The sequence below is a fragment of the Gillisia marina genome, from assembly GCF_000258765.1.
Taxonomy (GTDB): Bacteria; Bacteroidota; Bacteroidia; order Flavobacteriales; family Flavobacteriaceae; genus Gillisia; species Gillisia marina.
The window spans coordinates 1-16,500 of sequence record NZ_AJLT01000008.1; the positions used below are offsets into that span (position 1 = coordinate 1).

Sequence of the window (16,500 nt, forward strand, 5' to 3'; positions counted from 1 at the left end):
TAAGTACATTTATAATCACATCCATCCTGCACTTTTAAAAAGGCCCTTGTTCTATCTCCAAATGAATATGCACTTTCGTAGAAATCGGCATCTGCTATTTCACAAGAATGAATTTCAGCAAATTCTTGTTTTGTTAGATCGTTAAGATAATCGGTAATTTTAAATTTTTCGGTCGCTCCAAGAACGAGATCTACTCCATTTACATCTGCTAATTCTTCAGGTTTTAATTGCGCATAACAACCAATTGCAATTACAAAAGCATCTTCATTTGCTTTTTGAGCTTGCTTCACTATAGATTTAAATCTTTTATCGGCATTTTCGGTAACAGAACAGGTATTAATCACATAAATATCAGCTTCTTCTGAAAATTCCACACGCTTGAAACCTTCATTTTTAAAGGAACGAGCGATCGTACTAGTTTCAGAAAAATTAAGCTTACAACCCAAGGTATAAAAAGCTACTTTTTGAAGATTAGCCATTGTTTTATTCTTTAAATTCTCCTACAAAAAAGGAATTGCAAATATACCAACTAAACTCGGGTTGATAAAATGTATAGGTAATGAGAATTAAACATTTAATCCCTTCTCCACTTTTTAGTTTCCTCAAATACGTGCTCTAGGATTTCCTTATCATCTTCAGAAAATTCAATTCCTCTACGTTGCATCACTATTTCTGCTACTTCAAAAGCTTTAGATGTTTTATAGGTTGTCATACCAGCGCTTCCACCCCAACTAAAACTCGGTATAAAATTACGTGGAAATCCGCTGCCAAAAATATTTGAACTCACTCCAACAACGGTACCTGTATTAAACATGGTATTGATTCCACATTTGCTATGATCTCCCATCATAAGTCCACAAAACTGCAATCCTGTTTTAGCAAATCCTTCAGTTTCATAATCCCAAAGTCGGACTTCAGCATAATTATTTTTAAGATTGGAGTTATTAGTGTCTGCACCAAGATTACACCACTCCCCCAATACAGAATTCCCTAAAAATCCGTCATGCCCTTTATTTGAATAACCAAATATCACCACATTATTTACTTCTCCACCAACTTTGGAGTGCGGACCAATAGTAGTTGGCCCATACACCTTAGCCCCTAATTTTAAAGTAGCGTGCTCACAAAGTGCAAATGGCCCTCGAACCAAACTCCCTTCCATTATTTCTGAATCTGCTCCTATATAAATAGGCCCAGCAGAAGCATTCAATGATGCAAATTCTACTGTTGCTCCTTCTTCTATGAAAATATTTTCTGGATGAATCACATTATTGGAAACTGGAATTGGTTGAGATTCTCGATCGCGGGTTAAAAGTTCGAAATCTGCAGCAATAGCTTCCGCATTTCTAGAGAAAATATCCCAAGTATGAGCAATCTGAAAAGGATCACCTTCTAATTCTAATGCCAAATAAGTTGAAAAATCTACTTCTTGATCCTCAAGAGCATAAAATGCTACTATATCTTCCTCAAAAAAGATTGCCTCATTTTCTCCTAAGTTTTCCACTTGAAACAATAGCTCTGGTGTGGGTAAAAAAGAAGCATTTATCATCACATTCTTTTCCAGTTCTACCATTGGCCATTTGTTAGCCAAATAATCCTCGGTTACTGTAGATGTGGTTGTTCCTAACAATTTCTCCCATTTTTCACGAATGCTTAGAATCCCAATTCTAATATCTGCGACCGGCCGTGTAAAGGTAAAAGGCAAAAGTTGGTTTCTAGAAGAACCATCAAAAAGTATATAATTCATATCCTATAATTTGAGCGCTAAAATACTAATGAAATTACATTATTAAAATTGCTTGATTAGGTATGTTTACTCTTAATATGTTTAAGAAATGACATTCCATAAAAAAAAGCCTTCATTTCTGAAGGCTTTAGAGCGTCACTAAACAAGAATTATTTCTTGAATTTAGCGTATTTGTTCTTGAATTTATCAATTCTACCTGCTGTATCCAATAATTTAGATTTACCAGTATAAAATGGGTGTGATGTTCTTGAGATTTCCAACTTGATCAATGGATACTCAGTTCCTTCAACTTCAATAGTTTCTTTAGTGTTCGCGGTAGATTTAGTAAGAAAGACTTCATCGTTAGACATGTCTTTAAATGCTACTAATCTATAATTTTCCGGATGGATTCCCTGCTTCATCTATATATTCTTTAAAATGGTGTTCGTTTTTCGAGTGGCAAATTTAATCATTTTTAATAAATATCAAACTATATCCACGTTATTTTTTCAAGGATGTTCACAAAACATAAAATATTAATGTTTGTAACGAATTAGTATATTTGTTAACTAACCACAAAACTAATCTTTCAATCTTAATTTTATGGAAAATCAACAAGCTACAGCTAAAAAATTTGTGCTTAACTACGGTCTATTATTAGGAATCGTATCAGTTATTTTTGGAGTAATAATGTATGTTACTAATGTATATTTAGACCCAAGTATTATATACACTGTTATTGGATTTTTAATTTTAATCGCCATTATAACAATGGCTATTAAAGCATTTAAAACTGAAAATGGCGGATTTTTGAGCTCGGAGAGGCTTTAAAGGTAGGAATAGGTGTAGCAGTTATTGGAGGAATTATCGCGGCTGTTTGGTCTTTTGTACTTATGAATTATATTGAACCAGATTACATGAGTCAGATGATGGAAGTTAATCGCGAAAAAATGATAGAGGCACAACCAGACATGACCGAATCTCAATTAAATGCGGCCGAAGAAATGACTGCCAAATTTAGCTCTCCATTAATTGTGGTAGCTTTTTCATTAATCGGAAACTTATTTTTCGGATTAATCATCTCTTTAATTGTAGGATTAATCATGAAGAATAAAAATCCTATGCAAGGATAGTCTAAACAAATTTGAATGCAACTATCTATAGTTATTCCTCTATTAAATGAGGAAGAATCTTTAAAAGAATTATATAATTGGATTGTATCGGTGATGCAATCCAATTCCTATTCTTATGAAATTATTTTTATAGACGACGGAAGCACCGATGCTTCCTGGAAAACTATTTCTCACCTATCGGTTCAGGACTCTAATGTAAAAGGAATCAAGTTCAACCGGAATTATGGAAAATCTCAAGCGCTACACGCCGGTTTTTTAGAAGCTCAAGGAGACGTAATTATTACTATGGATGCCGATCTTCAGGATAATCCAGAGGAAATTCCGGAACTTTATAACCTCATTCAAAAAGAACATTTCGATTTAGTTTCGGGTTGGAAAAAGAAACGATACGATTCTGTTCTCAGCAAAAATCTGCCTTCTAAACTCTTTAATGCTGCTGCTAGAAAAACATCAGGTGTTAAACTCCATGACTTTAACTGCGGATTAAAAGCTTACAAAAAAGAAGTTGTAAAGAACATAGATGTGTATGGAGAAATGCACAGATATATTCCTGTTTTAGCTAAAAATGCAGGATTTAGTAATATTACAGAAAAGGAAGTTCAACATCAGGCCAGAAAATACGGGAAGACAAAATTTGGGATGGATCGCTTTATTAACGGTTTTCTAGACCTTATAAGTATTTGGTTCTTATCTAAATTTGGAAAAAGACCCATGCATCTTTTTGGAGCGCTTGGAGTGCTGATGTTTTTCTTTGGGTTTTCGGCGGCTGCTGGATAGGGGTCTCGAAACTTTATAAATTATATCATGGGCTACCAAATATATTGGTAACTCAAAACCCCTGGTTTTACATCTCACTCATATTAATGGTAATAGGAACTCAGTTTTTCCTTGCAGGTTTTTTAGGAGAACTTATTTTAAGAAGCAGGCGCGATACGGAGAGGTATTTAATAAGCAAAACTACCGGAATCCAATAATCTCTTTCCGCATTAATCCTTATTTTTGTTCAAAATTTTTGATCACATGACTCAAATTAAATCCGATATACTCTCTAAAGCGAAACTTTGGCTTTCCGATACTTTTGATGCAGAGACTCACGCACAAGTAAATCACCTAATTAACAACGATCCTAAAGAACTAGAAGAGAGTTTTTATAAAAATGCTGCTTTTGGTACCGGAGGAATGCGGGGAGTAATGGGTGCTGGCCCAAATAGGATTAATAAATATACCTTAGGAAAAAACACACAAGGGCTTTCAAACTACCTTAAAAGAGAATTTAAAGGAGAAGAAATACGCACTGTTATTGCCTACGACTGTAGAAATAATAGTAAAGAATTTGCTCAAATAGTTGCAGATATATTTTCAGCAAACGGAATTAAAGTCTTTCTTTTTTCTGAATTAAGGCCAACTCCAGAATTATCTTTTGCGGTAAAACATTTAGATTGTCACTGCGGAATCGTGCTAACCGCGAGTCATAATCCTCCTGAATACAATGGCTATAAAGTTTATTGGCAAGACGGTGGGCAATTAGTTCCACCACAAGATGCTCATATTATTAAAGAAATAGATTCTCTGAATTATTCTGAAATCAATTTTAAATCGAATCCAGAATTAATTCAATTAATAGATAACGAAGTAGATGAAGCTTTTCAAACTGCTTCTGTAAAAAATGGAAGTTTTGGTACTTCTCCTTCAGCAAAAAACAATCTCAAAGTGGTTTTCACTTCTTTGCACGGAGCCTCTTCTACGGCTACACCTCAAGTTTTAAAGAAAGCTGGTTACAACAATGTTTTTTTAGTTGAAGAACAAGCAGCACCAAATGCTAACTTCCCAACAGTTAAATCTCCAAATCCAGAAGAACCGGAGGCCTTGAAGATGGCTATGGAGCTCGCTGAAAAAGAGAATGCAGATATTGTAATAGGTACAGATCCTGATGGAGATCGTTTAGGAATTGCGGTTCGTAATCTAAATGATGAATTATTACTACTTAATGGAAACCAGACCATGGTAGTAATGACGTGGTTCTTATTAGAGCAATGGAAAAAAAGGGGAGATTTAAACAAAGATTCTTTTGTTGCTTCTACGATAGTTTCTACCCCGATGCTTAGAGATGTCACACAGTCTTATGGCGCTCATTATTTTGAGGTACTAACCGGTTTTAAATGGATCGCTAAAATGATCAAAGATCATCCGGAAATGGATTTTGTAGGCGGTGGTGAAGAGAGTTTCGGATTTATGGTTGGCGAATTTGTGCGTGATAAAGACGCAACCACTGCTACCCTACTTGCATGTGAGATCGCTGCCCAGATGAAAGAAAATGGAAGTTCTTTTTACAAGCAGTTAATAGAACTTTACAAAGAATTTGGGTTTTATCAAGAAGAATTGATTTCTCTTGTAAAAAAAGGGATTGAAGGAGAATTACAGATAAAACAAATGATGGTAGCTCTTAGAGAGAATCCTCTAAAAGAGATCAATGGTGAAAAAGTGGTTTTAATAGAAGATTACCAAGCTTCGATTTCTAAAAACATGCAGGATCATTCGGAGACTGCGATAGACCTTCCAAAATCCAATGTTTTAATCTATTATACAGAAGAAGGATCAAAAATCGCTGCCAGACCAAGCGGTACGGAGCCTAAAATTAAATTTTACATCAGCGTTAATGAAGAATTGAAATCTTCTTCAGATTTTGACAGAGTACAACAATTATTACAACAAAAAATTACCGGAATTAGAGCAGCGCTTCAGGTAGACTAAAAATTAAGAATGACCTATTTTAGAAAGATCTTAGAATATGCGAGGCCCTATAAGCAGTTCGCGATTTTAAATATTGTTTGTAATATTTTCTATGCACTTTTCAGTACGCTTTCGTTTATCGCTCTTATTCCAGTTATTGATATTTTATTTGATAAAAGTAAAAGAGTTGCTGTAAAACCAAATTATGAAGGAATAGCTAGCGCTAAGGACTTTATAATAGACTATTTCAATTACCAGGTTACACAAAAAGTGATCGAAGATGAAGTTTCAGCTTTGATATTTATATGCGGAATTGTGGTTTTGCTATTTTTCTTAAAAAATCTCTTTGGATACTTAGCAGCATTTTTTATTACTTTTTTGAGAAATGGTGTGCTTCGAGATGTAAGAAACGCCGTTTATCATAAGATTCTTCATTTACCAATCTCTTACTTTTCTGAAAAGAAAAAAGGAGATATAATTTCCAGAATTACTGCCGATGTGAATGAAGTGCAAACTTCCTTTCTTTCCATCCTCGAACTTATAGTTAGAGAGCCACTTACAATTATCTTCACTATAATTGCTATGTTAATGATAAGTGCGAAACTTACCATTTTCGTATTTATTTTTCTTCCTATCTCCGGCTTCATTATTTCCTTAATCGGTAAAAGATTAAAAAGTCAGTCTTTAAGAGCGCAGGAAGAAAACGGAAATTTCTTGTCTATTGTAGAAGAAACCTTATCTAGTTTGAAAATTGTTAAAGGCTTTAATGCTGAAGATAAGTTCCAAGAAAAATTCGAAGGTTCTACCAATAGACTGAATAAAATCCTGAACAGTCTTATAAATCGACAAAACCTAGCTTCACCCACAAGTGAATTTCTTGGGATTTTTGTAATTGTAATTATTCTTTGGTTTGGAGGGAATATGGTTTTAATAGATGGCACTTTAGATGCAGCTGCTTTTATAGCTTTTTTAGGTTTAGCTTATAATATCTTAACTCCTGCAAAACAAATCTCTAAAGCGACCTATTCTGTTAAAAAAGGAAATGCAGCTGCGGAAAGGATTATTGATGTTTTAGAAACCCCTTCAACTATTGTAGACGCTAAAAATGCAATTATTGCAACCGATTTTAAATCTACTATTCAAATTGAAAATATAGATTTTAAATACGAAGATGAGTTGGTTTTGAAGAATTTCAGCTTGAATGTACCAAAAGGCAGCACCGTAGCTCTAGTTGGACAATCTGGGAGTGGAAAATCTACGATTGCAAATCTAGTTACCCGGTTTTATGATGTTAACTCGGGAACCATAAAAGTAGATGGAGTAGATATCCGCGAGATCACAAAAAGATCATTACGAGATCTCATGGGATTAGTAACCCAGGATTCTATTTTATTTAATGATTCCATAAGAGACAATATTGCGCTAGGTAAAACGAATGCAACAGAAGAAGAAATTATAGAGGCTTTAAAAATAGCTAATGCTTGGGAGTTTGTAAAAGACCTTCCAAAGGTGCTCGATACCAATATTGGGGATAGTGGGAACAAACTAAGTGGTGGGCAAAAACAACGTTTATCGATTGCCAGAGCCGTTCTAAAAAATCCTCCTATTATGATCTTGGATGAGGCAACATCGGCTTTAGATACAGAGAGTGAAAAACTGGTTCAGAAAGCATTGGAAAATATGATGCGCAATAGAACCTCTATTGTGATTGCCCATAGGCTTTCTACCATTCAAAATGCAGATCTTATTGTGGTGATGCAAAAAGGCGAGATCGTAGAACAAGGAAAGCATAATGAGTTACTGCTTAAAAACGGAGTATACAAGAAATTAGTAGAAATGCAATCTTTCGAATAATTTACGTTTAGCTTAAATACTGGAAGAGATTTATTATTTATTTTTAAAAAAACTTGACGTGTGAAAAATACGATTAGGAATAAAAAAAAAGGATGAAGTAGGTTCATCCTTTTTTTTTAAAATGTTTTCATCTTGGGGAAATGAAAACTTAGGTTTAATTCAATTTGTAATCTTTGGGGCAAAAAAAGATTAAATAATATTAACACTTCAAAGATATAAGAATAAATAGATTCTCCAAACAAAAAATGTATTTAAACCAAAAATAATGTATTTAATCGTTGATTTTAACACTTATTCTTACAAAATTCCTACAATTATGGAGTTTCTCAACGTTTTAAGCCATGCTTTTTTTGTATATATTCATGTTAGATAAAATAAATTCTTGAAATTAGAGGAAGATATATTACTAAAAAGGCTTCAAAACCCTAAAACGCTCAAAAATGCATTTGGGGAATTGGTAACGCTATACAAAGAGCGCTTGTATTGGCATATTAGGAACATGGTTAAAGATCATGAAGATTCAGATGATATCCTTCAGAATACATTTATTAAGATCTTTAAGAATATCCATAATTTTAAGGGGGAAAGTCAACTTTATTCTTGGATGTATCGCATTGCAACAAATGAATCGCTTACATTTCTTAATAATAAGGCGAAGCGAATTCAGTTAAGTTCAGAAGAGCTTCAGAATAATTTAATCGAAAAATTAGAAAGTGATGTTTATTTTGAAGGTGATGAAATTCAGCTTAAACTTCAAAAAGCTATTGCAACGCTGCCTGAAAAACAACAATTAGTGTTTAATATGAAATATTTTCAGGAACTAAAATACCGCGAGATCGCTGCTATTTTGGGCACAAGTGAAGGCGCACTTAAAGCATCCTACCATATTGCAGCAAAAAAAATTGAGGATTATTTAAAAATGGATTAAACCTTGCTATATAATAAGAGTCTAAGAATTAAATGAAAATGAATTTAGAGAAATATAAAAATGAGTCCGGTTTTAAAATCCCTGATAACTATATGGAGGATTTTGAAACTAATTTATTTGAAAAACTGGAAATATCTTCTTCCAAGGATAAGGAGAGTAAATCTGGATTTCAAGTACCTACAGGCTATTTTAATACTTTAGAGGACACTATTCAGGCTAAACTGGACGCAGAAAATAATCGTGGAAAAATAATTGGCTTGTTCTCTAAAAAACAGCTTTATTATGCTTCAGCAATTGCCGCTATCTTCTTAGTGGTATTTAGCACAGTCTTATTAGAAGCACCAGATAATTCTGAATTAAACAATTTGGATTACGCTGCGATAGAACAATATATTGATGAAGAGGATCTGGATTTGAATTATAGCGATATTTCGAATCTTATTTATGAAGAAGGAATTTTAATGGATGACCTTAATTCTTACAGTTTTAATGAACAAGCAGTTTTCGATTATTTAAGTGAAAATGTTGAAGACTCAGGGTTAATAATAGAATAAATTATGAAGAAAATCACACTACTTGTTATACTCTTTATTTCCTTTTACGGAATTCAAGCTCAGAACAGTAGAGATAAAGAAGAGCATAGAGAGCAAATAAAAGCTATGAAAGTGGCTTTTATAACTCAGGAAATGAATATGGATCCAGAATTGGCTCAAAAATTTTGGCCTATCTACAATAGATATGAGTGTCAAAAAATGGATCTACGCAGAAGAGAGCATGATGAAATTGAAAACATAGAATCACTTTCTGAGCAAGAAGCTGAAAAATTGATAAGGGAATATCAGAATATTGAAAACGAAGAATATCAGATTAAAAAAACGTTGTTTTCAGATCTTAAAAAAATAATTTCAGCGAAAGAAATAATTAGGCTTCAGAAGTTGGAATCAGATTTCAATAAAAAGCTTTGGAAAGAATATAGAGACCGCAAAGATGCGGAACGCAAGAAAAATTAAATACTATAAATAAGTTTTTGGTTGGTTAGTTAGAACTTCCGGATCTCGCGATCCGGATTTTCGCTTTTAGCTCTATTTCTTAAATTTCAATCTAGAAATCCTATTCTTTCCTGCAGCATAGGCGATAGAATCATTTAGAAAACGAATTGTATAAAATCCATCTTCAGACAACTTCTTCCAACTTTTCCCGGCATCATTAGAATAAGATAGACCTGTAAAACCTACCGCAACTAATTCCTCTCCATTTTTACCCGGTACATATCTCACGCTGCTTTTATATCCCGGCTCCTGCCCTGCTGCAACCAATTCCCAGGTTTTACCACCATCCTTAGTAACTGCTTTATTTGCTTGGTTTTCGTCCGGCTTTGTATAATCTCCTCCAATAATGAATCCATTGTTATCATCGAAAAAATCCAGACTATAACCTCCTTGCGTGGCAGTTCCTTGGATAATCGGAGTATCAAACACTTCCCAAGTTTTTCCTTTATCTGGGGAGAAAAATATACGTGATTTCTTTCCTCCAGATAAGATCCAGGTCTTATTGCCTTGAATAGCAATATTGGAGTTGCTGGCAGCAAAAGCGGCTTCACCTTCTGCAGCAGCTGGTAAATTCTCGCAGGAAATCTTATTCCAAGACTTCCCTCCATCTCTGGTTAAAATTATGGAAAGACAAGTATCTACTGGATCTCCCATAGCGATCCCTTCTTCATCGTTCCAAAATGATATTGCATCATAAAACACTTTTTCATTCTCTTCTTTGTATACCAATTCCATTTTACCGGAATCACCCGTCTTATACAATAAGGCAGGATTTCCAACACTTAACATGAAGAAATCTGAATTTGTACTAGCAATAGCACGAAACTCGGGAACAAGTGTATCATATTCCTGAATATTTGATTTCCATGATTTATTTTGTGAATTGTACATTCCATAAGTTCCATTATTTGCCGCAAATGCTAAATCCTCTCCCATTAATTCTATAGCCCGAATACTAAGAGAATCTTCGAGAATATTTTCCACTTCAACAGAAGTAAAATACGATGGTTCAATTTTATTTTCTTCAGAGTTACATCCAATAATCAATAGCAGGCTAAACAAGTAGTATAATTTCATCTATAAGAATTTGATTCAAATATAAAATAATCGGCGTCAAATTTGAGTACCTTTGCCACCTTAAAAATAAACTATGCGCTTACACCGAAATTTAGTATTTGCAACCATCGATGCATTATCAGATATCTTCAATGAAGGAAATTATGCCGACAAGGTTATTGAAAAAACATTAAAACGTGATAAGCGTTGGGGTTCCCGAGATCGAAGTTTTATTGCAGAAACTGTTTACGAAATTGTACGCTGGAAACGTCTATATACTGAAATTGCTGAAGTAAAAGCACCTTATTCCAGAGAAAACTTATTCAGAGTATTTGCTGTTTGGGCCACTTTACGTGGTGTAACATTACCAGACTGGAAACAAATTGAGCCAGTGCCAAGTAGAAAGATCAAAGGAAGGTTTGATGAGCTTAGTAAGATAAGAAAGTACAAAGAATCTATTCCAGATTGGATGGATGAATTAGGTGTAAAGGAATTAGGCGAAAAGGTTTGGGAAAAAGAGATCCACGCATTAAATGAACAAGCTCCTGTTGTCCTTAGAGTAAACACTTTAAATACTACTAGAGATAACTTAAGAAGTGTTTTAAATGATGAAGGGATTAAAGCAGAACCTGTAAAGGGGTATCCTTATGCACTACAACTGGAGGAACGTGCCAATGTTTTTAAAACTGAAGCATTTAAAAAGGGATTTTTTGAAGTACAGGATGCAAATTCTCAATTAGTAGCAGAATTTTTAGACGTTAAACCAGGGATGAGAGTGGTAGATACTTGTGCTGGTGCAGGTGGAAAAACCCTTCATATTGCAGCTTTAATGGAAAATAAAGGACAAATTATAGCAACTGATATTTATGAGAAAAAATTAAAGGAGCTAAAAAGGAGAGCAAAACGAGCTCATGCTCACAACATAGATCCTAGAGCAATAGAATCTACTAAGGTTATTAAAAAACTATATGGAACTGCAGATCGCGTTCTTATTGATGCGCCCTGTAGCGGATTAGGAGTTCTAAGCAGAAACCCGGATGCTAAATGGAAACTACAGCCGGAGTTTATTGAGAATATTAAACGAACGCAAGCTGAAATCTTAAGTACCTATTCTAGAATTATTAAGGATGGTGGGAAGTTGGTATATGCTACCTGCTCTATTTTACCTTCAGAAAATCAGGAACAAGTAGAAAAGTTTCTTGCCAGTGAACATGGAAAAGATTTCAAATTGGTAAAAGATAAAAAATTATTATCCTCAGAATCCGGATACGATGGATTCTATATGGCACTTCTTCAGAAAAACTAGGATGTTTATAGTGAGAATTAGGATTCTATATATTGTTTTATTCTTCCTAATACTTATTGGATGTAAATCTGAAAATAAAAACTCGGAAATTTTAGTTGAGAATATTGAAGAATTAAATATTCCGACTGAACTTACTTCCTATTATAAAGATGTGGATTTTAATCTTCAAGGAGAAGATCTAAAAGAAAGTTTGGCAATTACTACGATTGCCAAGCACTCTCGATTTTTGGAATATTACGAAAGGCATCGCTATTTGTATAAAGCAGATGAAGACCCCTCTAATTCTAAAAATGTTTTATTGATTTACTCAGGAGAAAGTCGCGATAAAAGTGAGTTTTATTCTTCCAGCAATAAACACCGGCCTCAAACCTTTAATACGGAACATGTGTATCCCCGTTCTTTTATTGAAAATACTGCTGAAGCAGATCTTCATCATTTGCGAACCGCAGCTATCAAAATTAATGAGCAACGAAAAAACTATCCCTTTACCGCCGGAAGTGGAAAACATAAATTGATCTCAAATAATTCTTGGTATCCCGGAGATGAGTGGGTTGGAGATATTTCCCGAATGATCTTTTATTTAAATTTAAGATATAACGAGGATTTTGAATCTGTAGGAAATCTAACGTTATTTCTAAAGTGGAATGCGCAGGATCCAGTTTCTGCAATTGAAATTCAGCGGAATGAGATTATTTTTAAAGCTCAGGGAAATCGAAATCCATTTATAGACAACCCGTATTTAGCTTCACTAATCTGGGGGAATCCCGCGGCTAAAAACAGGTGGTAAGTATTCATTAATTTCATTCCTTTCTACACAATTTAATCCCACAAAAGCCTGTCGATAATGTGTTCGTATTAAATTAAATTTAGGCTGAATATTCTGTCTAAAAAAGTTATTTTTGTGCTCACATCAACACACAAAAAAACTTAGAATGATCCTATTCTTCGGAACGCAAACCTCAAAGGTTTATGCTGTGCAAACGCACGCTGACCTATCTGCTCAAAACATTTCAAAATTAGACTGGCTTTTTGGCGACGCTCAACTACTTAACAAATCTGCACTGGCAGATTTTTTTGTTGGTCCCCGTGCCGCCATGGTTTCTCCATGGAGTACCAATGCCGTAGAAATTACCCAAACAATGGGGATTCCCGGAATAATTAGAATTGAAGAGTTTTTAAAAGTAGACTCTCATTTTCATGATTTCGACCCTATGCTTTCTCAGAAATTTGAAGGTTTAGATCAGGAGATTTTCACCGTCAATACCGAACCAAAACCGGTTTTAAACATCGATGACATCCAAGCTTTTAATAAGCAGGAAGGTTTAGCTTTGAATGATGAAGAAGTAAATTATTTACAGGAACTTTCAAAAAAGTTAGAAAGACCTTTAACAGATTCTGAAGTGTTTGGATTCTCTCAGGTAAATTCAGAGCACTGCCGTCATAAGATCTTCAATGGAACTTTTGTGATCGATGGAAAAGAAAAGCCATCTTCTCTTTTCAAAATGATTAGAAAGACATCAGAAGTGAATCCTAATGATATCGTTTCAGCATATAAAGATAATGTGGCCTTTGTAAAAGGGCCTCGAGTAGAGCAATTCGCACCTAAAACTCCGGATAAGCCAGATTTTTATCAGAATACAGATTTCAATTCTGTGATCTCTATAAAAGCTGAAACCCATAATTTCCCTACAACGGTAGAGCCTTTTAATGGTGCTGCTACAGGAAGTGGTGGAGAAATAAGAGACAGACTAGCCGGTGGAAAAGGATCACTTCCTTTGGCCGGAACTGCGGTTTATATGACTTCTTACTCTCGTTTAGCCGATACAAAAGAATGGGAAAAAGCAACTTCAGCACGTAAATGGTTGTATCAAAACCCGATGGATATTCTTATAAAAGCTTCTAATGGAGCTTCAGATTTTGGGAATAAGTTCGGACAACCCTTAATTACAGGATCTGTTTTAACTTTTGAACATTCCGAACACAATCGTTTTTTAGGATATGATAAAGTAATTATGCTTGCCGGTGGAATTGGATACGGAAAAGCAGATCAAGCCATAAAAGATGTGCCTAAGAAAGGTGATAAAATAGTTGTACTTGGTGGAGATAATTACCGAATTGGAATGGGTGGTGCCGCAGTTTCTTCAGCAGATACCGGAGAATTTAGCAGCGGAATAGAATTAAATGCAGTGCAACGTGCCAATCCAGAGATGCAAAAAAGAGCTGCAAATGCTGTGAGAGGAATGGTGGAAAGCGAAACCAACCCTATAGTTTCCATTCATGATCATGGTGCGGGTGGACATTTAAACTGTTTAAGTGAATTGGTTGAAGAAACCGGGGGAAATATCGATTTGGATAAACTTCCTGTTGGAGATCCAACACTTTCTGCTAAAGAAATTATAGGGAATGAATCTCAGGAACGAATGGGCTTGATTATTCCTGAAAAAGATTTGGGTATTCTTAACCGAATTTCTGAAAGGGAAAGAACACCTATGTACGATGTAGGAGAAGTTACCGAAGATCATAATTTCATTTTTAAAAGTAAGACCACGGGAGAAAAACCGATGGATCTAAAAATGGAAGATATGTTTGGAAGTTCTCCAAAAACGATCATGACCGATTCTACTGTGATAAGAAACTATGAAGATTTAAAATATTCTTCAGATAATATATATAATTATTTAGAGCAAGTGCTTCAGTTAGAAGCTGTAGCTTGTAAAGATTGGCTAACAAACAAAGTAGATAGATGTGTTACCGGTAGAGTTGCTAAACAGCAAACCGCCGGAGCATTGCAATTACCGCTTAATAATTGTGGGGTAATGGCATTGGATTATAAAGGAAAAGAAGGAGTTGCAACCTCGCTTGGGCACTCTCCTATTTCTGCCTTGGTAGATCCTGTAGCAGGTTCTAGAAATTCTATTGCAGAATCTCTAACTAATATAATATGGGCTCCGCTCGAGCAAGGTTTAAAATCTGTTTCTCTTTCTGCAAACTGGATGTGGCCTTGTAATAATGAAGGTGAAGATGCAAGATTGTACGAAGCAGTTCAAGGAGTATCAGATTTTGCTATAGAATTGGGTATTAATGTGCCTACAGGTAAGGATTCCTTATCTATGAAGCAAAAATATAATGGTGATGGGACTGAAGTGATTTCTCCGGGAACCGTTATTATTTCTGCAGCTGGACACTGTAAGGATATTACCAAAGTTGTAGAACCAGTTTTACAGCCGGAAGGAGCTATCTATTACATCAATTTATCACAAGATTCCTTTAAATTAGGAGGAAGTTCATTTGCACAAACTCATAATAAAATAGGAACGGAAGTTCCAACAATTTTAGACTCAGCAAACTTTGCTAAGACCTTCAATGTTATTCAAGATCTTATTTCTAAAGATCTTATTATAGCAGGACACGATGTGGCTTCAGGTGGTTTAATTACCACTTTATTGGAAATGTGTTTTGCTGAAGTTAATCAAGGTGCTAAACTGGATCTTTCAAGTCTTAATGAAAGTGATTCAGTAAAACTTTTATTTAATGAGAACTGCGGAATTGTTTTTCAAGCAAAGGATGCTTCAGTTGAAACAATTTTGAATGAAAATAAAATTGAATTCCATAAAATTGGAGCTCCTTCTGAAGGAAATGTAGTTTCAGTAATTAATGGTGACGATTCTTTTGATTTTGACATTCCTACCTATAGAGATGTTTGGTATTCCACTTCATTTATGCTAGACAAGAAGCAAAGCGGGATAGATCATGCAACGCGACGTTACAACAACTATAAAAATCAACCTTTAGAGTTTAGGTTTCCGGAGAATTTTACTGGAAAACTCCCTGTTCTTGCTGAAGGAAAACCAAGAATAAAAGCCGCGATCATCCGCGAAAAAGGTTCAAACAGTGAGCGAGAAATGGCTCGTGCCATGCATCTTGCAGGATTCGATGTTAAAGATGTACACATGACAGATCTTATTTCTGGAAGGGAAAATCTTGAAGAAATTCAATTTATCGCTGCTGTTGGAGGTTTTTCAAATTCAGATGTATTAGGAAGTGCTAAAGGTTGGGCCGGAGCATTTTTGTATAACGAAAAAGCAAAAGCTGCTTTAGATAATTTCTTCAAAAGAGAGGATACCCTTTCTTTAGGAGTATGTAATGGTTGTCAGTTGTTCATAGAATTAGGACTAATAAATCCAGATCATGATCAGAAACCAAAAATGCTTCATAATAGATCGCACAAATTCGAATGTAATTTTACTTCAGTAGAAATTCAAGAAAACAACTCTATAATGCTATCTAGCTTGGCAGGAAGTAAATTAGGAATCTGGAGTGCCCACGGGGAAGGTAAATTTAGTTTCCCATACGAGGAGAGTAAATATAACATTGTTGGAAAATATGGATATGAAGAATATCCTGCAAACCCGAATGGTTCACATTTTAATACAGCAATGCTAACCGATACTTCAGGAAGACATTTAGTGATGATGCCGCATTTAGAGCGTTCTACTTTTTCTTGGAATTGGGCATATTACCCCAAAGACAGAAAAGACGAGGTAACTCCTTGGTTAGAAGGATTTGTGAATGCACGTAAATGGTTAGAAAAGAAATAGAAATTATATTAATTATCAATATTTAAGAAGGGAACATAAAAATTCCCTTCTTTTTTTGTGGGATTCATTTGATATAGTAAGCAATTTTGCTATTTTGCAAGGAATATCTTATCCACTCAC

13 protein-coding genes and 2 pseudogenes are annotated in these 16,500 nt (G+C 34.8%); 11 read left to right on the forward strand and 4 right to left on the reverse strand.

Annotated elements, in window-relative coordinates:
* The 3 genes and pseudogenes from ON07_RS02400 to ON07_RS02410 all read right to left on the reverse strand — a co-directional run.
* Positions 1-479: pseudogene (locus ON07_RS02400) on the reverse strand (tRNA (N(6)-L-threonylcarbamoyladenosine(37)-C(2))-methylthiotransferase MtaB); the annotation flags it as partial.
* Positions 480-574: 95 nt separating this feature from the next.
* The gene (locus tag ON07_RS02405; RefSeq protein WP_010227899.1) at positions 575-1,747 is read right to left on the reverse strand and encodes a GlmU family protein; all 1,173 of its coding nucleotides are present in this window, start codon (positions 1,745-1,747) and stop codon (positions 575-577) included.
* 149 nt (positions 1,748-1,896) lie between these two features.
* Entirely contained in the window at positions 1,897-2,148 is a 252-nt protein-coding gene (locus tag ON07_RS02410) for a type B 50S ribosomal protein L31 (RefSeq protein ID WP_010227900.1), read from the reverse strand.
* A 181-nt stretch (positions 2,149-2,329) separates the two neighbouring features.
* On the opposite strand from ON07_RS02410, the gene ON07_RS15805 reads away from it, so the two are divergent.
* The 8 genes and pseudogenes from ON07_RS15805 (at position 2,330) to ON07_RS02445 (ending at position 9,381) form a co-directional block, all read left to right on the forward strand.
* Entirely contained in the window at positions 2,330-2,557 is a 228-nt protein-coding gene (locus ON07_RS15805) for a hypothetical protein (protein ID WP_050915840.1), read from the forward strand.
* Between the two features lie 35 nt (positions 2,558-2,592).
* On the forward strand, positions 2,593-2,859 hold the full coding sequence (locus ON07_RS15810) for a DUF4199 domain-containing protein (protein ID WP_237708839.1): 267 nt from the start codon (positions 2,593-2,595) through the stop codon (positions 2,857-2,859).
* A gap of 15 nt (positions 2,860-2,874) precedes the next feature.
* Positions 2,875-3,833: pseudogene (locus ON07_RS14260) on the forward strand (glycosyltransferase family 2 protein).
* 46 nt (positions 3,834-3,879) lie between these two features.
* Positions 3,880-5,610, forward strand: coding sequence for a phospho-sugar mutase (locus ON07_RS02425; RefSeq protein ID WP_010227904.1), 1,731 nt, complete (start codon positions 3,880-3,882; stop codon positions 5,608-5,610).
* Positions 5,611-5,619: 9 nt separating this feature from the next.
* Complete coding sequence (locus ON07_RS02430) at positions 5,620-7,443, forward strand: ABC transporter ATP-binding protein (protein WP_010227906.1); 1,824 nt, start codon at positions 5,620-5,622, stop codon at positions 7,441-7,443.
* A gap of 382 nt (positions 7,444-7,825) precedes the next feature.
* Positions 7,826-8,371 carry an RNA polymerase sigma factor gene (locus tag ON07_RS02435; protein ID WP_010227907.1) on the forward strand — a complete coding sequence of 182 codons (546 nt, stop codon included), beginning with the start codon at positions 7,826-7,828 and terminating at the stop codon, positions 8,369-8,371.
* 38 nt (positions 8,372-8,409) lie between these two features.
* Positions 8,410-8,925 carry a hypothetical protein gene (locus ON07_RS02440; protein WP_010227909.1) on the forward strand — a complete coding sequence of 172 codons (516 nt, stop codon included), beginning with the start codon at positions 8,410-8,412 and terminating at the stop codon, positions 8,923-8,925.
* 3 nt (positions 8,926-8,928) lie between these two features.
* Positions 8,929-9,381, forward strand: coding sequence for a hypothetical protein (locus tag ON07_RS02445; protein WP_010227911.1), 453 nt, complete (start codon positions 8,929-8,931; stop codon positions 9,379-9,381).
* 72 nt (positions 9,382-9,453) lie between these two features.
* Here ON07_RS02445 and ON07_RS02450 read toward each other — a convergent pair whose 3' ends face one another.
* Complete coding sequence (locus ON07_RS02450) at positions 9,454-10,497, reverse strand: WD40/YVTN/BNR-like repeat-containing protein (RefSeq protein ID WP_010227913.1); 1,044 nt, start codon at positions 10,495-10,497, stop codon at positions 9,454-9,456.
* A 73-nt stretch (positions 10,498-10,570) separates the two neighbouring features.
* Between ON07_RS02450 and ON07_RS02455 the strand changes: the two genes are divergently transcribed.
* From ON07_RS02455 to purL, 3 genes are all read left to right on the forward strand, one after another.
* Positions 10,571-11,782 (forward strand): RsmB/NOP family class I SAM-dependent RNA methyltransferase, encoded by a 1,212-nt coding sequence (locus tag ON07_RS02455; protein ID WP_010227916.1) that lies wholly within the window; start codon positions 10,571-10,573, stop codon positions 11,780-11,782.
* Positions 11,748-12,569 (forward strand): endonuclease I family protein, encoded by an 822-nt coding sequence (locus ON07_RS02460; protein ID WP_155807116.1) that lies wholly within the window; start codon positions 11,748-11,750, stop codon positions 12,567-12,569. Before ON07_RS02455 ends, ON07_RS02460 begins: the two co-directional genes overlap by 35 nt.
* A 145-nt stretch (positions 12,570-12,714) precedes the next feature.
* Positions 12,715-16,380, forward strand: a complete 3,666-nt coding sequence (purL, locus tag ON07_RS02465; protein WP_010227920.1) for a phosphoribosylformylglycinamidine synthase — start codon at positions 12,715-12,717, stop codon at positions 16,378-16,380.
* Positions 16,381-16,500: the final 120 nt, after the last annotated feature.